The 22304-nt window shown below is 33.8% G+C and carries 26 protein-coding genes and 1 riboswitch; of the genes, 2 read left to right on the forward strand and 24 right to left on the reverse strand.

From position 1 onward, the window contains the following. The first annotated feature begins 194 nt into the window (after positions 1–194). The gene (locus AB1349_03835) at positions 195–731 is read left to right on the forward strand and encodes an NUDIX hydrolase (GenBank protein ID MEW6556468.1); all 537 of its coding nucleotides are present in this window, start codon (positions 195–197) and stop codon (positions 729–731) included. Here AB1349_03835 and AB1349_03840 read toward each other — a convergent pair. The 16 genes from AB1349_03840 to amrS form a co-directional block, all read right to left on the reverse strand. Further along, on the reverse strand, positions 712–1164 hold the full coding sequence (locus AB1349_03840) for an N-acetyltransferase (protein MEW6556469.1): 453 nt from the start codon (positions 1162–1164) through the stop codon (positions 712–714). The two genes, AB1349_03835 and AB1349_03840, sit on opposite strands and share 20 nt — an antisense overlap. Then, entirely contained in the window at positions 1161–1676 is a 516-nt protein-coding gene (locus AB1349_03845; GenBank protein ID MEW6556470.1) for a 2-oxoacid:acceptor oxidoreductase family protein, read from the reverse strand. Before AB1349_03845 ends, AB1349_03840 begins: the two co-directional genes overlap by 4 nt. A 38-nt stretch (positions 1677–1714) precedes the next feature. Then, positions 1715–2452, reverse strand: coding sequence for a thiamine pyrophosphate-dependent enzyme (locus AB1349_03850; GenBank protein MEW6556471.1), 738 nt, complete (start codon positions 2450–2452; stop codon positions 1715–1717). Positions 2453–2524: 72 nt separating this feature from the next. Next, positions 2525–3583 carry a 3-methyl-2-oxobutanoate dehydrogenase subunit VorB gene (locus AB1349_03855; GenBank protein ID MEW6556472.1) on the reverse strand — a complete coding sequence of 353 codons (1059 nt, stop codon included), beginning with the start codon at positions 3581–3583 and terminating at the stop codon, positions 2525–2527. Next, a complete protein-coding gene (locus AB1349_03860; protein ID MEW6556473.1) occupies positions 3580–3783 on the reverse strand; it encodes a 4Fe-4S binding protein in 204 nt (67 codons plus the stop codon). The genes AB1349_03855 and AB1349_03860 overlap by 4 nt, the downstream gene beginning before the upstream one ends. A 36-nt stretch (positions 3784–3819) precedes the next feature. Continuing rightward, positions 3820–4320, reverse strand: coding sequence for a MogA/MoaB family molybdenum cofactor biosynthesis protein (locus AB1349_03865; protein ID MEW6556474.1), 501 nt, complete (start codon positions 4318–4320; stop codon positions 3820–3822). Continuing rightward, positions 4313–4738, reverse strand: a complete 426-nt coding sequence (locus AB1349_03870) for an MOSC domain-containing protein (GenBank protein ID MEW6556475.1) — start codon at positions 4736–4738, stop codon at positions 4313–4315. Before AB1349_03870 ends, AB1349_03865 begins: the two co-directional genes overlap by 8 nt. A 13-nt stretch (positions 4739–4751) precedes the next feature. Then, complete coding sequence (gene moaC, locus AB1349_03875) at positions 4752–5303, reverse strand: cyclic pyranopterin monophosphate synthase MoaC (GenBank protein MEW6556476.1); 552 nt, start codon at positions 5301–5303, stop codon at positions 4752–4754. A 1-nt stretch (position 5304) separates the two neighbouring features. Next, positions 5305–6264, reverse strand: coding sequence for a GTP 3',8-cyclase MoaA (gene moaA, locus AB1349_03880; protein MEW6556477.1), 960 nt, complete (start codon positions 6262–6264; stop codon positions 5305–5307). 32 nt (positions 6265–6296) lie between these two features. After that, positions 6297–7364 carry an ABC transporter ATP-binding protein gene (locus AB1349_03885; protein MEW6556478.1) on the reverse strand — a complete coding sequence of 356 codons (1068 nt, stop codon included), beginning with the start codon at positions 7362–7364 and terminating at the stop codon, positions 6297–6299. Continuing rightward, positions 7364–8050: an ABC transporter permease gene (locus AB1349_03890; GenBank protein ID MEW6556479.1), complete on the reverse strand. Its 687-nt coding sequence runs from the start codon at positions 8048–8050 to the stop codon at positions 7364–7366. The genes AB1349_03885 and AB1349_03890 overlap by 1 nt, the downstream gene beginning before the upstream one ends. Beyond that, positions 8050–9042: a porin gene (locus AB1349_03895; GenBank protein ID MEW6556480.1), complete on the reverse strand. Its 993-nt coding sequence runs from the start codon at positions 9040–9042 to the stop codon at positions 8050–8052. The genes AB1349_03890 and AB1349_03895 overlap by 1 nt, the downstream gene beginning before the upstream one ends. A 70-nt stretch (positions 9043–9112) precedes the next feature. Beyond that, entirely contained in the window at positions 9113–9949 is an 837-nt protein-coding gene (locus AB1349_03900; GenBank protein ID MEW6556481.1) for a substrate-binding domain-containing protein, read from the reverse strand. Next, a riboswitch (molybdenum cofactor riboswitch) is annotated at positions 9944–10068 on the reverse strand. (Overlaps the previous gene by 6 nt.) Then, complete coding sequence (locus tag AB1349_03905; protein ID MEW6556482.1) at positions 10063–12174, reverse strand: hypothetical protein; 2112 nt, start codon at positions 12172–12174, stop codon at positions 10063–10065. Its footprint overlaps the riboswitch before it by 6 nt. Then, positions 12165–12797 carry a sulfite exporter TauE/SafE family protein gene (locus tag AB1349_03910; GenBank protein MEW6556483.1) on the reverse strand — a complete coding sequence of 211 codons (633 nt, stop codon included), beginning with the start codon at positions 12795–12797 and terminating at the stop codon, positions 12165–12167. Before AB1349_03910 ends, AB1349_03905 begins: the two co-directional genes overlap by 10 nt. Before the next feature lie 39 nt (positions 12798–12836). Then, on the reverse strand, positions 12837–14003 hold the full coding sequence (amrS, locus tag AB1349_03915) for an AmmeMemoRadiSam system radical SAM enzyme (protein ID MEW6556484.1): 1167 nt from the start codon (positions 14001–14003) through the stop codon (positions 12837–12839). Positions 14004–14023: 20 nt separating this feature from the next. Here amrS and AB1349_03920 point away from each other — a divergent pair, with 20 nt between their 5' ends. Next, positions 14024–14248 carry a hypothetical protein gene (locus AB1349_03920; protein MEW6556485.1) on the forward strand — a complete coding sequence of 75 codons (225 nt, stop codon included), beginning with the start codon at positions 14024–14026 and terminating at the stop codon, positions 14246–14248. Between the two features lie 46 nt (positions 14249–14294). Here AB1349_03920 and AB1349_03925 read toward each other — a convergent pair whose 3' ends face one another. From AB1349_03925 to AB1349_03960, 8 genes are all read right to left on the reverse strand, one after another. Further along, a complete protein-coding gene (locus AB1349_03925; GenBank protein MEW6556486.1) occupies positions 14295–14588 on the reverse strand; it encodes a nucleotidyltransferase family protein in 294 nt (97 codons plus the stop codon). Positions 14589–14975: 387 nt separating this feature from the next. Beyond that, positions 14976–15566, reverse strand: a complete 591-nt coding sequence (locus AB1349_03930) for a tetratricopeptide repeat protein (protein ID MEW6556487.1) — start codon at positions 15564–15566, stop codon at positions 14976–14978. A 30-nt stretch (positions 15567–15596) separates the two neighbouring features. Next, a complete protein-coding gene (locus tag AB1349_03935; GenBank protein ID MEW6556488.1) occupies positions 15597–16604 on the reverse strand; it encodes a hypothetical protein in 1008 nt (335 codons plus the stop codon). Beyond that, positions 16604–17839 (reverse strand): membrane protein insertion efficiency factor YidD, encoded by a 1236-nt coding sequence (gene yidD / locus AB1349_03940; protein MEW6556489.1) that lies wholly within the window; start codon positions 17837–17839, stop codon positions 16604–16606. Before yidD ends, AB1349_03935 begins: the two co-directional genes overlap by 1 nt. An 80-nt stretch (positions 17840–17919) precedes the next feature. Continuing rightward, positions 17920–19077 carry a hypothetical protein gene (locus AB1349_03945; GenBank protein ID MEW6556490.1) on the reverse strand — a complete coding sequence of 386 codons (1158 nt, stop codon included), beginning with the start codon at positions 19075–19077 and terminating at the stop codon, positions 17920–17922. Between the two features lie 426 nt (positions 19078–19503). Then, positions 19504–21141 (reverse strand): carbon starvation protein A, encoded by a 1638-nt coding sequence (locus tag AB1349_03950; GenBank protein MEW6556491.1) that lies wholly within the window; start codon positions 21139–21141, stop codon positions 19504–19506. Between the two features lie 31 nt (positions 21142–21172). Continuing rightward, complete coding sequence (locus tag AB1349_03955) at positions 21173–21484, reverse strand: hypothetical protein (GenBank protein MEW6556492.1); 312 nt, start codon at positions 21482–21484, stop codon at positions 21173–21175. A 60-nt stretch (positions 21485–21544) separates the two neighbouring features. Continuing rightward, positions 21545–22201 (reverse strand): deoxyribonuclease IV, encoded by a 657-nt coding sequence (locus tag AB1349_03960; GenBank protein ID MEW6556493.1) that lies wholly within the window; start codon positions 22199–22201, stop codon positions 21545–21547. Positions 22202–22304 lie beyond the last annotated feature (103 nt).

The following is a 22304-nucleotide window of genomic DNA, read 5'->3' on the forward strand; positions in this document are numbered from 1 at the left end:
GCACAGAGAAAATCACAGTAGAGGCACAGCATGCTGTGCCCTTACTCACAGAAAAAACAGAATTCTTAATTCTCAATTCTTAATCCTGTGATTTTCCCTCTGTGTTCTCCGCGTCTCTGTGGTAGGGTTTTTCAACAATCTCATTTTATAAAAAATATGGTAAAAAGTCAAATTATTTGATATAATAGTTTAGGATGAAAGAGAAATTATTAAAAAAGAAAAAAATCTATAGTGGCAAAATACTTAATCTTTTTGCAGATGATGTAATTTTACCTAACAGAAAGAAAGCATTAAGAGAATACATCAAGCAGCCTAATGCAGTAGCAGTTATTCCATTTGTCAATACTAAAAAAATTGTCCTTGTGAAACAGTACAGATACCCTATAAAAAAAATAACATATGAACTTCCTGCTGGGAAAACAGTAAAAAACGAAAGCCCGTATAACTGTGTAAAACGCGAACTTGAAGAAGAAACAGGATTCACTTCTAACAATATAAAAAAATTGATTTCTTATTATCCATCAACCGCATTCTCTACAGAAAAACTGCATATATTTGTTGCTAAGAATCTCAAAAAGGTAGATGTAAAACCGGATGCTGACGAGTTTATAAAGCCAGAAATTATTGACTTAAAAATTGCGATGGATTGGATAAAGATGGGTAAAATTGAAGATGCAAAAACTGTTATCGGGCTTCTGTATTATTCCAAGTTCAAAAAATTTCTTTCATAACAGGCACTTCGTTACAATTCGGGAATAGATGGCATTTAACACATTCAAACCAGATTTTATGTGGCAGGATATCTTTTGAAATTATTTTAAACCCAAGTTTTTGGAAAAATGCCGGCTTGAATGTTAATGCAAAAACCCGTTTTATACCAAGTTGTCTGGAAGTTAAAATACATATATTCACAAGTGACTTACCAATCCCTTTTCCTCTATATTTTGGAGATACTGCGAGTGCTTTTATTTCTGCAAGGTCTTCCCAAGTAGTAAAAAGTTCACAGCAACCGATAATTTTTTTGTTTGTTTCAGCAACATAAAAATTCTGTAACTCTTCATAAAGTTGACTCAGAGACCTTGGTAGCATCTCACCGTTTTTGGCATAGAAGTTAATAAGTTTATGAATCTTTTTAACATCAGAAACTTTTGCTTTTCTTATCATAGTTCTGTTCCTCTCATAAATGCAGTAAGATTAGTATCCAGTAAATTGTTTCTAGTGCTAAAAGTGTTTTTGATAATATCTGTAACAATTTCTACAGGAAAAAGGGTTGTCGTTGAAATAAGTTTACCAAGCATAACCATATTCGCTACACGGACATCGCCAATATCTGATGCTGTTTCAGTTGCAGGTATCTTAATAGCATTTTCTAAAAAGGACTCTACAAGTGATGAATTAACAAATAACAATCCATCTTTTTTTATTTTTGGTGAAAACCGGCTAAACGATTGTTGATTCATAACTATCAAAATTGATGGATTAGTAACTATCGGCGAGCCGATTTCTTCATCTGAAATTATCACAGAACAGCTTGCAAAGCCACCCCGTATTTCAGCACCGTAAGACGGAAAAAATGTCGTATATTTGTTTTGGGATACTGCAACATTGCACAGAAGTGTACCAAAAAACATTATTCCCTGACCACCACTACCAGCAATAATAATCTCTTCATACATAATTTCGTTCAAACCAATGTAAGCATTTGCTTACATTTTTATTTTTTATTTTTATAAACACCTAACGGAAAAGTTTTGCCCAAAACATTATCTACCCATTTTACCGACTCAACAGGTGTCATCTGCCAGTCAGTTGGACACTGTGACAAAACCTCAACTAATGAAAATCCAAGATTATTGATTTGGTTTTGAAATGCTTTTTTGATTGCCTTTTTTGCCCGCATGATATTTTTGGGGCTTGTCACCGAAACCCGTTCAAGATAGCAAACACCGTCAAGCGAGGATAGAAGTTCACAAACCTTTAGTGGATAGCCATCTCGTTTGGCATCTCTGCCAAATGGTGTAGTGGTTGTTTTTTGTCCTAAAATCGTCGTCGGTGCCATCTGTCCACCAGTCATCCCATAATTGGCATTATTAACAAAGATAGTCGTTATGTTTTCACCGCGATTGGCAGCATGAACAATTTCAGCGGTCCCTATCGCCGCAAGGTCACCATCACCTTGATATGTAAAAACAATTCTATCCGGTAGACATCTTTTTATACCAATCGCAACCGCAGGTGGTCTACCGTGTGCCGATTCGGTTACATCAAAATTCCAATAATAGTAAGCAAAAACAGCACAACCAACAGGCGCTACTGCTATTATTTTTTCGCGTATATTTAATTCATCAATAACTTCTGCTATCAAACGATGTATCACACCATGCCCGCAGCCTGAACAGTAACTGTTTGTTTTTTCTGTCAAACTTTCTGGTTTTAAAAAAATTGCTTTCATAAATAAATGTAAGTATTTGCTTACAAATTGTTTTATCGCAATTTAATGCCCCGAGCACATCGCTTGTTTTTTCTATATCTGAATTTTTTTGATTTTACCGATAATTCCTTCTTCATCAAAAACACCTCCCCCTGGTCTGCCTATAAACTCAACAGGACAAATACCATTAACGGCAAGTTTTACATCTTCAACCATCTGTCCCATGTTCATTTCGGCAACAAGAATCTTTTTCGCTTTCCTTGCTATTTCTGTAATAATTTTCTCAGGAAATGGCCATAGTGTTATCGGTCTGACAAATCCAATTTTGTTATTTGCTTGTCTTAATTTTTTTATCACCGATTTACAGATTCTTGCAACAATTCCAAAAGCAACAATAACTATTTCGGCATCGTCAATAAAATCAACTTCACAGCGGACTTCTTTTTTTTTAATTTCATCATATTTTTCATTCAGATGCCAGTTATGCTTTTCAAGTTCACCCTCTTCCATAATCAACGAGCGAATAAATCTCGGTTCCCGTCCTGCACAGCCATCTAGTTTCCAATTTTTCTCGTGAACTCGTGAACTCGTGAACTCGTGAACAGTCGTTATCGGCTCTATCATCTGTCCTACAACACCATCAGATAGTATCATAACAGGATTCCTGTATTTATCTGCTAAATCAAACGCAAGATATGAAAAATCATATAGTTCCTTTACTGAATACGGTGCTAAAATAATCATTCGGTAATCTCCGTGCCCACCACCTTTTGTTGCCTGAAAATAATCTGCCTGACTTCCTGCTATATTTCCCAAACCAGGTCCACCTCGCTGAATATTGACAATCAGACAAGGTAATTCACAAGCACAAAGATACGAGATGCCTTCTTGTTTCAGCGAAATCCCAGGTGAAGATGACGTTGTCATTGTTCGTTTTCCACAAACTGCTGCGCCAAAAACCATATTGATTGCTGAAAGCTCACTTTCTGATTGGATAAAAACCCGACCAAGTTCCACCATCCTTTTTGACATATAGGCAGGCACTTCATTTTGTGGTGTTATTGGATAACCAAAATATGCATCTACACCTGCAGCAATTGCACCTTCACAAAGTGCAATATTCCCTTTCATCAAAATTTTATCGTTGTTCATTTGTAAACCTCAATTGCTACATCGGGACACATTAGAAAACAAAACCCACAGGAATTGCATTTTTCATTATTGATAAATTCAACAGGTTTATAGCCAAGTTTGTTTATCTTTTCAGAAATTTTAAGACATTCACTTGGGCAAACTGAAATACACAAATAACAGCCTTTGCATTTCTCAAGATTAATTTTTACTTTTTCCACTGCTTTGATTTTACTATTTATATCTTATTTTGTCAACTACTTTTTTTCATTTTTACAACTGTGTTCTGTTTTACCATGAATAATTTCAATTGCATGCGGGATTGACTGTAGAATAATTTTCAGGCTTTCTCTGACTGCTTTTTCCGAGCCAGGAAGGTTGATAATAAGCGTTTTTTTTCTCAATCCCGAAATACCTCTTGATAAAATTGAGTATTTAGTATTCTTAAAACCTTCTAATCGCATTATTTCAGAAAATCCTGGAACTTTTTTGTCAATAATTTCTTCCGTTGCCTCAGGCGTAATATCACGCGAGGCAAGACCAGTGCCACCCGTCGTAAAAATTAAATCAAGTCTCAGTTTGTCAGACCATTCCTTCAATTTTTGGGAGATAATTTTTTTACTGTCAGGCACAATTTCATATTTTATTACTTTGCCTTTCATTGATTTAACCATTTTTTTGATTAAAGGTCCTGATATGTCTGTCCGTTCACTTTTTGAGCCCTTGTCGCTACAGGTAAGAATACCGATTTTAATCATTCTTCACCTCTATTTTATCGCCTGTTTTTATTTTACCGCCTGATAATACTTTTGCAAAAACGCCTGATTTAGGCATTATGCAATTCCCAACTAATTTTTTTATAGCACAACCGGAATGACATTCTTTACCAATTTGAGTAATTTGTAATTCCGGCAAATGTAAGCATTTGCTTACATTTTTTTTAATAATTATTTTGTTGCCGACTTTTGCTTCTGTCCAGTCAATTCCTTTAGTTGTTATATTTTCCGCAAAGTCACCTGGTTTTATTTTAATTTTTAATTTTGAATTTTGAATTTTGAATTTTTCTACTACTTCCCAACCGAGAAAACTAACCTGCCGATTACTACCGGAATGGGCATCACCAACAATACCCCAATTTCTTCTAATTAGAGCAATTGTTCTAATTGGTCTTTTCACGGTTCCTTTTTTTTTACTGATATTTATTGAAATTATTTTGCCTTGCATATCCCAGAAAATGTAAGCATTTGCTTACATTTTTAACCTTGCTTCTTTTCCAATATCCGGTTTTTCCACCGCTTTTTTCAAGAAGATAAATATTTGTTATATTAGCCGTTTTATCAACCGCTTTTATCATATCGTAAATCGTAAGCCCTGCAACCGCTACCATCGTTATCGCTTCCATCTCGCAGCCAGTCGTATCAACCGCTTTGACTTCAGAAATCATTTTTATTCCATTTTTTAAGAACAAAAATTGCATATCACTATGAGTAATTTTTATCGGATGAGTAAGTGGAATCAAACTGCTTGTATTTTTTGCTGACATTATTGCAGCTAATTTTGCGGTTGTAAGCACATCACCTTTTTGGATTTCGTTTTTTTTGATTTTTTTTACTGCATCCACTGACATTTTAACTGTCCCTTCCGCTCTGGCATATCTTAAAGTTATTTTTTTTTGAGAAACATCAACCATTTGCATTTTTCCTTTTTTATTAAGGTGTGTGAAGTCTGTAAAAGCTTTCATACTAACCTCCTATACTAATCATACTTTTTATATTCATACAATCTTTGGGCTGATTAAACAAGTGCTTTTCTGGTTTTTTTGAGACAGCATCCAGAAATAAATTTTTTATTTCTTTGCTTTTCTTTTTTCCTACCCTTCTTATCGCTTTTTTCAAATCAATTTCTGTTGGATAACCCAAACAAGGTAGCAGTTTGCCGTTGGCAGTTAAACGCAACCGATTACATTTTTTACAGAATGGCCGGGATATAGAAGAAATAAAACCGATTATTGCACCGTTAATTCTGTAATGTCTGCCAGGACCAAATCCTTCAATATTTACTGCACTGGGTTTGTATTTTGATTTGAACATTTGTTCAAATTGGGCAAAATTTGTTTTCTGATTGTTTACAAAAGGTATATGCTCTATAAACCTTAAAACAAGTCCGTTAGTTTTTGCAAATTCAACAAAATTTTTTATCTCCTGTTCATTAGCATCTGTTAAAACTACTGTGTTTATTTTTATCGGTTCAATACCTACTTCTTTTGCTCTCAAAATTCCATTGATTACTTTTTTTATGTTACCACCTCGTGTGATTTGAAAAAATTTTTTTTCTGAAAGAGTATCTAAACTTACATTTATTCTTTTGACACGCACTTTCTTCAGGTCTTTTGCAAAATCACCAAGTAAAATCCCATTTGTAGTAATAGAAAAATCTACTTTTCTCTGCGACAATTCGCAAAGAAACGGGATGAGCCCTTTTCTTACAAGTGGCTCGCCGCCTGTTATCCGAATTTTTTTTATACCAAGCGAAATTGCAACATCAACAATTTCCAGAATTTCTTCATAACGAAGAATTTCATTATATGGAATATTCTCAACACCTTCTTTTGGCATACAATATACACATCTTAAATTGCACCTGTCTGTAACTGAAATCCGTAGATAATCAATTACTCTTCCAAAATTGTCTATCAGTTTCATAAATTCAAAATGTAAGCATTTGCTTACATTGGCTAACTGTTTTTTATCAAATGTACGGATGTCGCCTTGAATGTAAGGTATATTTCATCACCAGTTTTAAGATTCATAGAAACTAACGATTGTTTAGTTATTACCGTCTCAAAATCTGTGCCTGCAACATCTACAACCAGATTATATACAGCCCCGATATTTTCTATTTTTTTGATTTTTCCGTTAAAACAATTTCGGGCACTGGACTTAAACGGCATTCTTGATACAAAAATATCTTCAGCATGTAAAACTGCTGAAACTTCGGATATATTGTCATCAGCAACAACATTCATTTTAATACCATTGCTTAAGAAATACTTTTGACCGTTTTCTGTTGTAATTTTTCCGTTAAAAATATTTTCTGCAAACGAGTATTCTGCTATATCAACAGATATTGGCTGATTAAAAACTTCGTCAACAGTGCCCTTTTGTATAATTTTACCATTATTCATAAAAAATATTTTTTGACCGAACTTTCGTGCTTGTCGCAAATTATGTGTAGTTAACACGATTGTCTTTTTTAGTTTTGATAATTCGGAAATCGTATTTTCAATCACTTTTACGCTTCCAGGGTCAAGATTAACAGTTGGTTCGTCAAAAATATAAACCTCAGGATGTAAAACAAGCACTCTTGCTAATGATAGCTGCTGTTTTTCACCGCCTGATAGTGTTTTTGCGTATTGTTGATTTTTTTTGGATAAACCAACTTTAGTAAGTATAGTGTCTATTTCATTTTTGTAAATTTTCTTCTTGCTGACTCTTAACCCATAAACCAAATTATCATAAACTGTTCCACTTAAAATTACAGGTGTTTGGAAAACAAACCCTATTCTTCTACGAAGATGTAGTTTGGTCTGTGCTGACATTTTTAAGACGGATTGGTTATCAAAAAAAATATCACCATTACAAATCTTGTCTAATAACGCAATCTGTCTTAAAAGCGATGTTTTACCAGCGCCATTAGGTCCAACTATTACATTAGTACTACCTGATTCAAAAAGCAGATTTATATTTTTTAATACTTTAGCAGAACCGATTTTTTTACTAAGATTTGCTATCTCTATTTTCATTATTTTCCTTGAACTATTTGTAAAATTATGTTTAACATAAGCGCGACAAAAATAAGAACGACACCTAATGCGATTCCGAATTCAAAATTGCCTTTCATTGTTTCAAGCGAAATTGCAGTTGTAAGAACTCTTGTTGCGCCTTTGATATTTCCACCGACCATAAGCGTCATCCCTGTTTCGCCTATAATTCTTGAAAAACCGGTGATAATCGCTGTCAAAAAGGCAAACTTCTGTTCTTTAACTACTGTTAAAGCCATCTGTAATCTGCTTGCGCCAAGCGAATATGCCAAATCTTTAATATCTTTTGCGATATTTTTTAATGCTGAAACTGTTAATGCAATTATTATTGGCAGCGCTAAAATGGATTGGGCAATGATTATTGCGTAAGGTGTGAACAGAAATCCGAAAACACCAAGCGGACCTTTCCGGCATAAAAAAATATAAACCAAAAGCCCAATCACAACTGCGGGAATCGCCAGCCAAGTATTAAAAAGCCCAATAATGAAACGGCGTAATTTGAATTCTTTTAATGCAACAAAAATACCGATGGGTATCCCGAAAAAACTCGCTATGATGGTGGCGCTTCCAGAGACAAGCAGAGAAATAAAAACGATTTCTAAAATCTCTTTTTTAGGCGGATACAAAAGTTGTAATCCCTGTCTGATACCTTCAAAAATATATTCCATTAAAATTTAACCTGTAATTGTGTCATTATTAAATCGTTTTTTACCGACGGCGATTCTGTTTTTTGTTCGTAATTATTTCTTAATAGAACATTCTTATCAAGAAAATAATTTATACCAAAAGTCCATCTGCTGTTTTTTTTGCCGATAGTTTTCAAACTGGAATCCCATACATCATACCGAGCAAGCAAAACACAGGAAGAAAACATTGTGTAACCGATTGTAATATAATATCCTTCTTTTTTAGTTGTAGTTTTTTTACCTTCTGAAATAGAATCATCTTGACCAAGAATATATTCGGCTTTACATAATAAAGTTTCTACTTCATATTTCATCTCTAATCCAATTCTATCTTTGTTAAATGTATTTGTGCTTATTGCACTATCATAATAAGAGCTACCGAGATTAAGCCCTTTTACCGGACTAAAAACCAATCTAGCAACAGCCATTTTATTGTCATTCTCATCTGACTGATTTGACCCGCTACCATTCATAATACCTGCAAAAATGTTGCCTTTTACAGATGAAAAAGAAAACTCGCGCGATAGTTCAATCCCGATATCTCTTGTCGGTGAAACTAAATTACTAATCACATCAGATTTGTTTATCAGTTCTAAATCCGCATCAGATATCACATTTTCAAGCGAAAATTTATACTTGAACTGTCCTAAACGGAGTGTAAAATAAGGCACTGATTTGACATCCAGATATATATCATAAAGTGTTTTGTTGTTGTTTGTATCCGTATTCGTACCTTCAAGCGAGAACGAAAAAGCCACATCTTTTGTTATATCTCCCTTTGCTCCGAAACGGGCTTGGGCAATTGTAAACCCGTCTTTATTTCCAGCTGTGGTATCAACCGTAAATCTTACACTTGCAAAACCGGTCGGTTTGATTTTTGGGGAATCCTCTACTGCATTTGTATCTGTTTCCATACAAAAAACCAATCTTGAAAACCAACCGATAAAAACCGTAATCCAAAAAATCTTTTTCATACCGCCCCTTTTTTTGCTCATTTGCTCATTTAGCTAAATGAGCAACTATCCATTTCTTATTAAATTTCCTTTATTTTATCACATCGGGAAAAAATAAAGGAGTTCCAAATTTATCAATTCCATAATTTTTGATAATGTTTTGTCCTTCAGAACTTCTTATGAAATCAGCAAATTTTTTGGCAAGTTCGTATTTTACCCACGGATGTTTTGACGGTGAAACAACAATTACAGAATATGGATTAAACAATACAGGGTCACCTTCTACAAGAATATCCAATGCATCCACTTCTTTTTTGTGAGATAGCCATGTTGCTCTATCACACAAGGTATATGCTACTTTTTCATTGGCAATCCTTAATGTCGTTTCCATACCTGTTCCGCTTTCAATATACCAACTTCCCGACGGTTTTATGTTTAGTTTTTTCCAGATACTTAATTCCTTTTTATGTGTTCCTGAATCATCGCCGCGTGAAATAAAAAATGGTTTTGTTTCAGATACTTTCTGGAATGCATTTAATACTGTCAATCCTTTTATATCCGCTGGGTCATTTTTCGGACCAATAACGAAAAAATCATTGTGCATTACATCCAGCCGTTTTGTACCATAGCCATCAGATACAAACTTTTCTTCTGATATCCTGTCGTGAACCAAAAGAACATCGGCATTGCCGTCTTTTGCCAGCCGAATCGCCTGCCCTGTACCAACTGCAATTATTTTTACTTTGCAGTTATATTTTTTTTCAAATAGTGGAATCAGTATATCAAACAATCCAGAATCCAGAGTTGAAGTGGTTGATGCAAGAACCAGCTTCGGTTTTGCTTCTATACTGCCTAAACCCAATTTTACAAATAAAAAAGTCCCGATTGTAAAAGACAAAAACCGGAACCTTCTTCCAAACAACCTCATAATAGGAAATCTCCTTCCCTGAAGGGAAGCATAGCCGTTTCCAGCCATACTCTATCGGTCTAATGCTATATTACAATTTGCCGTAACTTAAGCAATCAGACTCGGAGTTAATATTATTTTACAAAAATAATTAAAATTGTCAATAGCAAACTTAACCCAACAAAAAAGCAAGTATTTATCGTGCCAATTAGTGGAACAAAAATCAAACTTGCTGATATAGAACCAGCTAATGCGCCTAAAAGGTCCAGCGCATAGAACTTACCAATGGTTTCTTTTGTTGTTACTAACGGGAATATGAGTCCTACAAACAGTCCTGCTATAAATACCAAGACATAAAAAACTGATAATGGAATGGTCATTCCAATTTTAAACAAGGAACCTAAAATTAAAGAATACAGAATAATGAACCACATTGTATTTTTTATTGTCTTAACGCGTGTTTCTTGTTTAAACATTTTTCCGCCCACATAACTGCCAGTTCCAATTCCTAAAAGATTTAACGAAAACAGCAGTCCGATTTGGTAGTAAATATAGCCATAGACCGATTGAAACGCAAAAATTAGAATCAGTTCAAACACCATAGCGAGAAAACTGATAACAACAAGCGCAGATTCAAATAGTAATTTTTTAATTTTTACAAAAAAAAGAACCAGAAAAATATAACTAAAAAACAAAACAGCAACAAGCCAGCGAGTAATAGAAGGTGAAAAAGATACCAATCTGCTGTTGAAATACGAAAGCCAGTATCTCAAACCATAAAGATAGCACAGCGGCTGAAAATCATAATTCAACCCTGTGAATGCTTTTTTAGACGAAATCCAATCAGCCAGTTTTTCTACTCTATCTTTTCTCAAAATATAATCAAGATAATACGGTGTAAGATATTTTGTTGTAATTTTTTGTATCTGTAATTCCCGTTTTAATATCTCTGGAATTATCTCAATTTTTTTAGCAGCGCATAAAAAATAATTATATGATGCAGGCACTGTTTCGCAGTATTCAAAGACGCTTTTTACAGTATTAAAAACAGATGCGGATAAAAACCGTTGCTCATCAGACATATAGTTTTCAGATGATAAAAGCGGGAATATTAAGATGCCATCAGGTGATAATATTTTTTTTAATTCACCAAAAAACTCTTTTGTAAAATACCTATTAGCAAGACCTGTCAGCGGCGGTGAGATATTGAGAATAATACAATCGTATTTTTCAGTTATTTGTTTGACAAAAAATCTGCCATCTGCAAGATGAACTTTCAAGTTAAGGCTATTAAAATCAGCCGAGTATTTTTTTAATACTTCAAAAAAAACCGGATTAGAAATAACATAATCAATTTTTATTATTTTATATTTCAACAACTCATTTATCTCATTATTAGCATCCCCAAGCAACAGGATATTTTTGCACGAAGGTACCAGTGCCAACGGGATATGTGTTATTTCTTCATTTTGTACAGATGGTATTGTAGAATAAATTTTAGTTGAATTCTCGTAAAAATCGTAATCGGTATCACCTGCTTTTAGGACTGTTACTCTGCCATAAAACGAATCTTTTGTCTCAACAGGTTCAAATGGTTTCCATTGTTGTGAAAACGAAAATCTATCAATAGTTTCAGAATGAAAAAATATGATGCCAAGTAATACAAGTATCCAAAAAAGAAAAAATTTTTTATACGATGCGAATATCAGAAACCCAAAAATTAAAGCAGAAAAAAACAAACTTATCTGGAATGCAGATAGATATTTTATCAAAATTATATTCGTTATGAATCCACCAAAAACTGCACCTGATGTTTCCACTGCATATACTATGCCAGCCGAGTTTCGCTGTCGGAATATCTGGGCTGATAACACAAACCAACTACCAAAAAGAAAACAAATCACAACGACAGTTAAGAACGAAATAACAAACACAGGGATTAACCCTAACATTTCCGTCGGTGCTTTATTGGTAAGATGTCTTGCAACCCGTATTCCGAGTAATTCAGATGGTGTAATAACTGCCGTCAGTAAAACACAAATTTTTAGTAACTTATCTGCATTTTCAATTTTTACTCTGCCACGCTCTGTTATATATGAACCAACCGCTACTATCAGCATCCAGTTTGCGATAAATATACCGATTACCAATTCATTATCAAAAAAAACAACCAATAATTCACGCAGAAGCAGAATCTGGTAACCAAGCGATACAAACCCAAGCAAAAAAAGTGATATCAATGCCATAAAATAAGTTTTATACCAAAATAAACGAGAATGATATTCGCGATTAACTTGAACACCAGATATAACTTTCCTAATTTTAATGCCAAGTTTGCCAACAAACCACTGAATATACCCAGAAGTATAAGTGGTGAAAAAAGTGTTCCGAGTCCAAATACCAGTCCGTTAAGAAATCCATAAAAAATATTTGCTGATTTACACGCTATATAAGTTAAAATACCGATAAGTGGTATACAAGGTGTAAGCCCGATAAAAAGACCGAGCAACAAACTGCCTGTTTGGGTTTTATTATTAAAATATCTATGAATAAAACTGCAGAATTTTATATTCTCTTTACCAAATTCGTATAACGGTAACAATAAAATTATTAGAATACCTGCAGTCTGCTTAAAAATATTTTTTTGGATACCGACTGTATTTACAAAAGCAACTGCCACCAAACCCAAAATACTGTAGGCAGCAATTCTACCAATAGAAAAAACAATCACCCATTTTAGCCCTTCTTTATGATTAAGCCCTTTTGCAAAAATATACGATGAAATAACAGGTGCACAAAATAAAAAACAGGGACCGAAACCAAACCCGAGCCCTGCAAGAAATAATTCTACCCAAACAGTCAAATTCATATCAATTTATGTTTTCTAGTTAGCGACAACGTGAAAACATTATTTTTGCCAGACACCGTATATTTTCTGACCGCAGATTTTACAACAACCGTTAACAACATTATTCTTGTCTACATAGAAACCGAGCCGTTTGATTAACAGTTTTTTGCATTTCGGACAGTATGTATTTTCACCTTCGTTACCCGGTGGAACATTACCAACATATACATATTTTAGTCCCTCATTCATTGCAATTTTTCTTAAGTTCTCAACGGTAGAAACTGGTGTTGTCGGATAATTCAGCATTTTGTATTCCGGATGAAATCGTGTGAAATGTAGTGGAACATCTGTTCCAATATTCTTTACAAGCCATCTTGCCATCTGACGCACTTCGTCGGGCTTATCATTAAGCGTAGGCACAACAAGATACACAATCTCTAAATGAACACCGGCTTGTTTTACCGTTTTTATTGTTTCTAAAACAGGCTCAAGTTGCGCACCGACAATATCTTCATAGTATTTTTTATTGAACGATTTTAAGTCAACTTTGTAAGCATCAACATATTTCAAAAGTTTTTTCAGAGGTTCAGGATTGATATATCCGCATGAGACAACCACATTTTTCAGTCCTTCTTTTTTTGCTAATGACGAAATTTCAATCATATATTCGTAAAAAACTGTTGGTTCTGTATATGTATAGGCGATAACCTTTGCGCCACTTTTTTTAGCAGTTCTGACAATATCTTCAGGCGTGATATAAAGCGCCGAACTTTCATCAGGCATAATTTTAGAAATCTGCCAGTTCTGGCAGAATTTGCATCCGACATTACAGCCGGCAGTTGCGATAGAGAATGCTGCTTCCGACGGCAAAAAATGGAAAAATGGTTTCTTTTCTATCGGGTCAACATTTATTGTACAAGGTCGAGAATATGTAAGTGTATAAAGTTTGCCGTCTTTGTTTTCTCGGGTTCTACAGACACCTCGTTGGTTAGGTGCGATTGTGCATCGCCACGGACAAAGCCCGCATTTCACAAAATCGTTCGGTAGTTTTTCATAAAACTGTGCTTCTTTTGGCAGCACTTTTGTATCGTCATATTTCGGAAATCCCTGTGTATAAAGGCAGGTAAAAAGTTGACACGAAATATCATTCCCGAATGGTGCTATCTGGAATCCAGAAAAAAGTAGAAATATAGAAACAAAAAGCACTAACCACCTTTTCTTTTTCATATCTTAAATTATACTCAAAAATGCCAAAAATTGCAAACAAAAAAAATGGCTGTCACCATCTCAGTCATTCTTGTAATTTTATTTATGACTCTAATGATTCTTATCTTTTTAACCCTACTTCGTTAAGTGTATCTTTAACTGATGGGATATTCAATAAGGTGTCATTACGAGCCGAAGGCGTGGTAATCTCAATACTAAAGACGAAATTGCTTCGGTTCCACCTCGCAATGACAATTTCAACTTAACGAAGTAGAATTAATATATCCTTAATAAAAAGAATATATTTCCGTTTCATAAATAAACCACATTCCGTAAAATATTTTTTTTCAATTCCCGTCGGATATCTTCTTTTGGGACAACTTCCGTTTTAACCCCCAAAATATCTTCCAGAAATATTTCCAATCCCGCTAGTTTTAGAAGGCTTATGGCCTCGTTAAAACTAACCAGAATATCAATATCGCTTCTTGGGGTTTGTGTGTTCCTGACATATGAACCAAAAACACCAATTTTTTTGACTTTATATTTGTCGTGCAATTCAGTTTTATGTGCTTGTATTATTTTTTTGATTTCGTTGAGGGTTTTCATAACAAAAATTATAGCAAAAAAACCTAAAAAGTCAATAAAAAAATGACCCTACCACCTGTCTGCAAAACAAAGTTTTGCTATTGTAAAAAGACAGATGGCAGGGTGACCATTACCACCCCAGCCCGGCGTTGGAACAGAATTTGGGACAGGTTCTTGGATGAATTGCCATTCTGAAAATCAGTGTATCATTTTATCTTGCTACGAAATCTATTGTCATTGTCACACAAGTTTGAAAATTTCAAGTCAGGCACCATTTCACAAGTCAGGCACCATTTCACCACCATTTCACCCCATTTCACCATTTCTCAGGCACCATTTCCCTCCATTCCCATTTCTTTACCGTCTTCACTATTTCTTGATGTCATTTTATATAGATTTTTTCTTTTTTTATTTTTTACTTTCGTTCAATTTTTCTTTTGCCCTCTTTATATTTTCTATTGATGGTTGATGTCTGGTGTCAATTTTTAATACTTTCTCATAGAATTCTATTGCTTTTTCATAGTTACCATTACTAAATGCCTGTTGACCTTTTGTAAAATACTCGCGCATCTTTGACTTTTTCTCCTCATCTGATACTTCGAGTTTTTTAGTTTGTTCTTCTTTTTTCTTGTATTCAATTTTTTTTTGCTCTATCAAATCTAATGTAGCTTTTTCATTTATATAGATGGCTGTCATATAGGAATCGTAGATGCTCCAAACATACAAGAAACCAAATCCGCCACCGGTTAATAAGTAACCTGCTCCTTTACCTACTTTACCATTATAAAAGCATCCACCACCAGGCAAAATTGCCCAGAGTGCAGCTAAATAAGGATTTTTTTTCTTAACAATTTTTATATCCATAGTTGACAATCCCCAGATAAGTTTACTTCTTTCATCTGAGTCAAGAACATCTGGATAAAGTCCACTTGCTTTACATCTTTCAATTTTCCCTAAAACTCCACAGATAATCATAATAATAATTAAACATTTTTTCATCTCATCACCCCAATTTTCTCTTATTAATTTTTATTGATACTTATATTTTAATATCATTCCATTTAATATTTTTCTTACTCCAGCTTTAAGTACTAAATTTTTAGATTCATTATCATCTTTCAATTGAGGAACCTTCAATTTAGGTTTATTTATATCTCCCCAATCAATCTTCATATCTTCCTCATAAGAAGATGACCAGCCAGGAACCAGAAAAGGTAATGCCAAACCTCCGGTGAAAGTTAGTAAAGCACATGTCCCAAAAAACTTTGGTTTCTTAAGGTCTACTTCTATTCCTGACTCACCGTCTACAAACCCAGTACTAATTGTTTCACCTGATGTTGTATCCAAAATCTGTGCAGCTAGACATACTCTGTTAGAAGGATTGAAATCCAAACTTGGCCCTAATCCTCCCGGGGTTTCGTATCCTTTTTGCATTGCGTCTACATATCCCTTAATATTATCTACAAGAGTAACCGCCTTCCAACGAGACCTCCAGACCCAGATAATTAAGACAGCATCGGCACCAAGTTTTTCTTTGAAAGTTAAGAGTTCGTTTGGCTGAATTGTATTAAAATTGATATCAACTATCTCAGTTTCAGAAAAATGCATATCAGATGAATATGCATACTGTCCACCAGCATAATAATCAGTTTTTTTTTGGCTACTTCTTTCCTCAACCACCAATGGTGAGGAAAGGCTTTGAACGGTAGAGCTACTAATCTGAATCAGTATTTCCTTTTTATCAACACAAGTAAACAATTTTAATTCTCTTATTTGTGCTATAAATTCTTCTTGAATCCAGTCTAATTCACTTTCAGTGACTGGATAAGAGTATACAGTAGAATTAACCACAACAGCTAATTTCTTGATATTATTTACTTTCTTTTTTTCTGTCTGAAATGCATTTTTATAAAATTTTGACATTCTTTCCGATACGTCAACTTTTTCTGTTCCTTCTTCGGCTGAAGAATAACCATAAAAACCGAATATAAAAATCAAAACCGTCAATAATTCCCAGTATTTTCCATTTTTACTCATCACGTCCTCCTTTTTTTGTGGTAACTACCACAAGAATTTCTATTCCACTCAATTAATGGCTCAATTTCTCTTTTTAGGTTATTCATAAACTCTTTTTCTTTATTACTGTTGTAATTAATAGCTGCATCAGCACCACTATAAATATTGCCGGTGTAAAAAGAAAATGTAAATAATGACCAAATGACTGCCGAGGGATATACATTTTTGGTGTAGCAATCATAAGCCAAATATCCTAAACCAGTAATTAAGAAAAAAGAGAATACCCCATCGGCTATTTTCGCGGAATAGATTTTACCAAACCCAGGTATTAAGGAAAATAGAGCGGCTTTTGTTGGCGATTTTTTCTTTAGTTTATTTACTACATTTAATTCATTTATTATCCTTTCAATGACTTGTTTCTCCGCTGGTTCAGTAAATTTTTCTCTTAATTGTATAAATTCATCGTTTGCTTCTTTCCAGCGTCTTTCCATTACATAACTCCATGCATACAAAAGTTTTGCTTTTTTAGCAATTTTGGGATACTTTTCATCATTACAGATTTCAAAATATTTATTTCGTGCTAAATGGTATGCTTTTGTATCAAGGTAAATTTTACCCAGAGCTAATTGGGATACTAAATAAATTTCATATGAGTCTATTGTGCATTGTTCAAAATATATTTTAGATTTTTTAAAATCACTTTTTTTTAGATAACATAATCCAATTTTGTAATATGAGTAATTAAGAAATTTTGAATTTTGATTATAATGAACATATCTTGTATACTCAAGCAAAGCAGAATCATAACATTCATCAGAAAATAATTTATCAGCCAAATCTAAATTAGGCTCAACAGAAATAGTTTTTAATTTCTGATTCTCCACTAAGTTAAAGTCATCTTTTTTTTCATTTGTAAGATTAGCAAAAATATAATGTTTTTCAACCGGGTCGTTTCCCCATTCACCAAAATAATTACATCTTTGTAATCTATCCGATGCCATTAAAAAACCTGTAAAAAAGCCAAATTTTAAAATTGATTCTTTAGCGAAATTGGAACATGTAGGATTAAATCTACAAGTTTGGCCTTTAATGGTGGAAATATATTTTTGATAGTAATCAATTAATTTTATAGATGAGTCCTGTAATATAGAAGTTGTCTCTATATTATTTTCAGCAAATATTATTTCAAAAATAATAAATGTAAAGATACTCAACAAAAAAATATTTTTTTGATTTTTGTTTTTTAAAGTAAACATCTTTCCTTTTTTCAACTTTCAAAGTCTAACATTTCATCTGAAGTCTGGCACAAAATACCTTTTTATTTTATTTGCTGAAACTAAAATCCTAATCTAATATTTATACATCTCAGGGCATAATTCTTTAGAGGTAACCGATATAACATTTCATGATAGTTTTTTGAAAAGCTAATTGTTAATGCACATGTAGATACACCAAAAGCTATATCCCCGGAATAACCAATTAGTCCCTCGTCAAATAAACCTTTTGAATAAGATACTCCAATATTCGACCCAACATAGAAACTTATTTCTTTTCCAAATTTTTCTATATATTTATGTTTAGGTCTTAAAAAATTAATTCTCAGTTTAGATAAAACATAATCTAAACTGAACCAATCATCTTTTTTATAAATATTGAAAAAAATAGCTGAATTAACTGAAATAGATTCGTTTAGTGTAAGGTCTCCAAATCCAAGTCCGGCCTGATGTGTATTTTCATTCCTATAATAATTATAACTAACCGTTAGTTTCTTCCCAATATATTTAGCACCTTTATATACATCAAGTTTCTTTTCAGTAGAATTATATAAAGCTTTATTCTCATAACCATATAAATAGAAATCAACTAAGCTTTTTGATTCTTTATATACATTTGAATAATATTTACCATCCTCTTTATATACTCCAAACTGTTTACTTCCGTCAGGAGCTGTCACAATATAAGGAGACCAGCCACCCAAAATAAAAAAATTGAAAATAATATTTTTGCTGATAATAAACCTTAACCCCATCAAATCATTAACTTCCGACCAATCGTATATATTTTTATAATAAGAAGGAAGTTCATATTCAGGAACTATCAAGCGAACACCTTGATTTAGGAAAAAGAGAGCCATAGAAAAATATTTCATTCCCCATCTATAATAAAATCCAAAATCCATTTGTTCTACGTTTATATTACATGAACCAACTGTTGTGGGAATAACAAAAATAATATCCTCAGCAAAGATGCCCGGAGTAATCATACTAACATCGCATAAGAATTTTGGATTGAATTTTTGTATCATCGCTTCATAGTGTTTGTATAATTCTAATATGTTGAGCGATTTTTTATGGATATATTCAAATGTTGCAGGATTTATTTCAGTGCCATTTGCTTTTATTAAGGAAATAAAATAAAAAAATAGAAAAGCAAGTACAAAAATGTTAAGTAGTCTTATTGATTTGTTCTGATTGAATTGTTTTTTTTCTTTCATAAAATTTTAAACACTACCTTAATAACGAATTTTCTAAATCCTGAATTACAAAGCAGATTAAAAAGCACACCTACAAAAAAACGGGAACAAGCCCTGCCATTACAAAACAAAAACGCAGACTGAAGGTCTGCGACTACAAAAGAATTATTTTTATTGGTTGAGATTGCTTCACCCAGATTGCCATCAGGGTTCGCAATGACTTCTAAATTCTCAATTCTTAATTCTGAATTATTCAGGCATAGTTCTTGAGAGAGAGAGAGAGAGAGAGAGTTCAGGTGAGAGCATTAGCATAGATTCTCCTTAAAAGTTAGAGCGTGCTCCGATTTATCGGAGCATGACTACAAATAATATAACAAAAAACCTTTATTTTGTCAAGCACTCTTTGTATTTTTTGAATTTTTTTATTTTGAGGTACATAACATATCATTAATTTCGCTTAAGAGGGTAGATATGTCGGAATTTTGTTTGAGCTTCTGTGAGAACAAAAACAGATAAAATGATAAGAAACAGTCCGATAAAAGCGAGTAAAAAATTACCCTGTTTGATAAATTGAACCGTCTGATAAATTAATGCAGAAACAGTTGTCAGAAACATAAAAATCGCAGGATACAAGGTATACTTGATTGGTTTTTTTAAGTTAAAAAGATAGCCTGTGATAACTATCAAAACTAGTGCTGCAATTAACTGATTGGATGCGCCGAATACAGGCCAGATTTTTTTCCAATCACTGAATGCCAGAACGCCTGATAGTGCTACCACAACTAAAGTTGAAAAGTATTTGTTCTTGAAAATTTTTATACCAAACCCTTCACCAAAAAGTTCAGTTGCGATATATCTTGTAATTCTTGTAGCGGTATCAAGTGTGGTTATTACAAATGCATTCAATATCAAAATAGCGATAAATTTTCCGAATGAAGAACCAAAGATATTTTTTGTTATTTCACCGTATCCGGTAGCAAATGTACCAATATAATCACCTGACTTAATCAGTTCAGGATAAATAAGTTGCGGTGTGCAGGAAGCACCGGTCCAGTAAAGCCCAGCACACACACATAAAAGCGCAAGAATTGCCAGCACGCCTTCAGTAACCATTGCACCGTATCCAATTTTTTTAGCATCGCACTCGATAGCGATTTGTTTAGAAGTAGTGCCTGATGAAATCAACGAATGGAATCCAGAAACAGCACCACAGGCGATAAAGACAAACATCATTGGCCAGAGATTACCGATACGAGTATTAAAACCAGTTAATGCAGGAGTATTTATATTCGGATGTGATATTATCAGCCCAGCATATCCAAAAAGTAAGCCAAAGATAAGCAAAAATGCAGACAGATAATCACGCGGCTGCAGAAGAATATTCACAGGAATAACAGAGGCAATATAACAATATATTAAAAGCACAATCATCCAGAATTTTATATTGCTGACGATTACGGGCAGTGCATTACCTAAAACCAGAAGTACAACCAAAAGTGCGAGTCCAGTAATTGTAGAAAGCGGATAATTCAATTTCCATACATAAATCATACAGCCGGTTAAAATAGCAACAAAAATAAGCCCGAAAGTAGGAACAACTATTTGGGGCTCGCCAACAAGCGTCTGTGCAGTTGTAGCGGTAAAAACAGCGATTACTAGAATTAAAGCGAGCAATAGAAAAACAGAAAAAATGATTTTTGTTTTTTTACCCATTACTTTTTCAGTAATATCACCGATTGATTTTCCCTCGTTTCTCACAGAGGCAATCAGTGCTGAAAAATCATGCACTCCGCCGATGAAGATTGTGCCTAAAATTATCCATAACAATGCTGGTAACCAGCCGAAATACGCGCAGGCAAGCACCGGTCCTATAATAGGTCCAGCACCAGCGATTGATGAAAAATGGTGTCCGAAAAGTATCGTCCAGTGTTTCGCAGGAATATAATCCACACCATCATAAAGCGTTTCTGATGGCATTTTTCTTGATTTATCAATTCCCCATAATTTTTCAATTATGCTACCATAAAACTTATAGCCAATAATCAACAAAACAATCCCGCATATTCCGACAATCAACGAGTTCATTTTTTAGATCCATTAAAATGTAAGCATTTGCTTACATTTGTTCTGTTTCTCTTTTTTTGAATCTTCTTTCTGTGCCGTGATAGATTTTAGATTGGGTATCAATTGCTTTCAGTTTTTTACAAAGATACAAAATTTCAGGTTCTGTAATTTTATTTTGAAGAAACAGCCGATATGTTTTTCTGCCAATTTCAAGTATGAGATGAAATTTTCGGCGTTCAAATCCCATCTCTTTTGAATTAATGTTCTTTAGCCGTCCGCCATAGATAGGATCTTCTTTTAAAACATTTAAAAGATTCATAATGCCCGATTCCGCACTTCTTAAAACCCGCTTAAAATCAACCATCGTCTACCTCCGTTAACTGCATTAGAAATTTCAATTAGTACAATTGTACTAATTGAGTTTTTATCCTTTTGAGACTTTTCTGAGTATATCCAGATTTTTTTTATCGTTAGATATAGCATTACCACGCGGGGTTTCAATAATCCCTGGTAATTTTTTTAGTTCTGGATGATTTAATACTGTCTTAAAACCGGTTAGCCCAATTTTGCCTTCACCGATATGGGCATGCCGATCAATTTTTGTTCCAAGTTCGCTTGGAGTATCGTTCAGATGCAAAAGTTTCAGATATTTAAGTCCAACTATTTTATCAAATTCGTTTATTGTTTCGCCAAAACCTTTTTCTGAAATTCTATAACCAGCAGCAAACAAATGAGATGTATCCAAACACACACCAAGCCGTTTTTTATCTTTTATATTATCAATAATCCGACGGAGTTCTTCAAATCGCCATCCGATATCCGTTTTCCCGCCAGCCAGATTTTCTAATAGAAGCATTGTTTTGTTTTTAACTTTTGAGAATGCAAAATTTATTGCAGCAATTATGTTTTTTATACCGGTTTCAAAATCGCCGCTTGAATATCTACCCGGATGAATTACAAGATATTGGGCATTTAGTATTTTACATCTTTTTAGTTCGTCAATCAAGACATATACAGATTTTTTATAAAGTTTTTTATCTGATGATGCAAGGTTTGGTAAATGACATACTCCCCGCAGCAAGCTGCGGGGTATCTTAAAAGTCAAGTTTTAACTGGCGTCTGTCTTCTTCTGCTCTTTGATATTGGATGTATTTCTGTATAGTTTGTGCAGTTACTTTGTCGCC

This window comes from Elusimicrobiota bacterium (assembly GCA_040757695.1).
Taxonomy (GTDB): Bacteria; Elusimicrobiota; UBA8919; order UBA8919; family UBA8919; genus JBFLWK01.

What these genes read in the sequence shown, in the direction of transcription:
- AB1349_03890 (MEW6556479.1), bottom strand. Translation starts at nt 8,050, where the DNA reads ATGGAATATATTTTTGAAGGTATCAGACAGGGATTACAACTTTTGTAT.
- AB1349_03895 (MEW6556480.1), bottom strand. Translation starts at nt 9,042, where the DNA reads ATGAAAAAGATTTTTTGGATTACGGTTTTTATCGGTTGGTTTTCAAGA.
- AB1349_03930 (MEW6556487.1), bottom strand. Translation starts at nt 15,566, where the DNA reads ATGAAAAAATGTTTAATTATTATTATGATTATCTGTGGAGTTTTAGGG.
- AB1349_03925 (MEW6556486.1), bottom strand. Translation starts at nt 14,588, where the DNA reads ATGAAAACCCTCAACGAAATCAAAAAAATAATACAAGCACATAAAACT.
- AB1349_03910 (MEW6556483.1), bottom strand. Translation starts at nt 12,797, where the DNA reads ATGAATTTGACTGTTTGGGTAGAATTATTTCTTGCAGGGCTCGGGTTT.
- AB1349_03865 (MEW6556474.1), bottom strand. Translation starts at nt 4,320, where the DNA reads ATGATTAAAATCGGTATTCTTACCTGTAGCGACAAGGGCTCAAAAAGT.
- AB1349_03845 (MEW6556470.1), bottom strand. Translation starts at nt 1,676, where the DNA reads ATGTATGAAGAGATTATTATTGCTGGTAGTGGTGGTCAGGGAATAATG.
- AB1349_03950 (MEW6556491.1), bottom strand. Translation starts at nt 21,141, where the DNA reads ATGAACTCGTTGATTGTCGGAATATGCGGGATTGTTTTGTTGATTATT.
- AB1349_03835 (MEW6556468.1), top strand. Translation starts at nt 195, where the DNA reads ATGAAAGAGAAATTATTAAAAAAGAAAAAAATCTATAGTGGCAAAATA.
- AB1349_03850 (MEW6556471.1), bottom strand. Translation starts at nt 2,452, where the DNA reads ATGAAAGCAATTTTTTTAAAACCAGAAAGTTTGACAGAAAAAACAAAC.
- AB1349_03900 (MEW6556481.1), bottom strand. Translation starts at nt 9,949, where the DNA reads ATGAGGTTGTTTGGAAGAAGGTTCCGGTTTTTGTCTTTTACAATCGGG.
- AB1349_03935 (MEW6556488.1), bottom strand. Translation starts at nt 16,604, where the DNA reads ATGAGTAAAAATGGAAAATACTGGGAATTATTGACGGTTTTGATTTTT.
- yidD (MEW6556489.1), bottom strand. Translation starts at nt 17,839, where the DNA reads ATGTTTACTTTAAAAAACAAAAATCAAAAAAATATTTTTTTGTTGAGT.
- AB1349_03955 (MEW6556492.1), bottom strand. Translation starts at nt 21,484, where the DNA reads ATGGTTGATTTTAAGCGGGTTTTAAGAAGTGCGGAATCGGGCATTATG.
- AB1349_03840 (MEW6556469.1), bottom strand. Translation starts at nt 1,164, where the DNA reads ATGATAAGAAAAGCAAAAGTTTCTGATGTTAAAAAGATTCATAAACTT.
- AB1349_03905 (MEW6556482.1), bottom strand. Translation starts at nt 12,174, where the DNA reads ATGGCATTGATATCACTTTTTTTGCTTGGGTTTGTATCGCTTGGTTAC.
- amrS (MEW6556484.1), bottom strand. Translation starts at nt 14,003, where the DNA reads ATGAAAAAGAAAAGGTGGTTAGTGCTTTTTGTTTCTATATTTCTACTT.
- AB1349_03885 (MEW6556478.1), bottom strand. Translation starts at nt 7,364, where the DNA reads ATGAAAATAGAGATAGCAAATCTTAGTAAAAAAATCGGTTCTGCTAAA.
- AB1349_03920 (MEW6556485.1), top strand. Translation starts at nt 14,024, where the DNA reads ATGCCAAAAATTGCAAACAAAAAAAATGGCTGTCACCATCTCAGTCAT.
- moaC (MEW6556476.1), bottom strand. Translation starts at nt 5,303, where the DNA reads ATGAAAGCTTTTACAGACTTCACACACCTTAATAAAAAAGGAAAAATG.
- AB1349_03855 (MEW6556472.1), bottom strand. Translation starts at nt 3,583, where the DNA reads ATGAACAACGATAAAATTTTGATGAAAGGGAATATTGCACTTTGTGAA.
- moaA (MEW6556477.1), bottom strand. Translation starts at nt 6,264, where the DNA reads ATGAAACTGATAGACAATTTTGGAAGAGTAATTGATTATCTACGGATT.
- AB1349_03945 (MEW6556490.1), bottom strand. Translation starts at nt 19,077, where the DNA reads ATGAAAGAAAAAAAACAATTCAATCAGAACAAATCAATAAGACTACTT.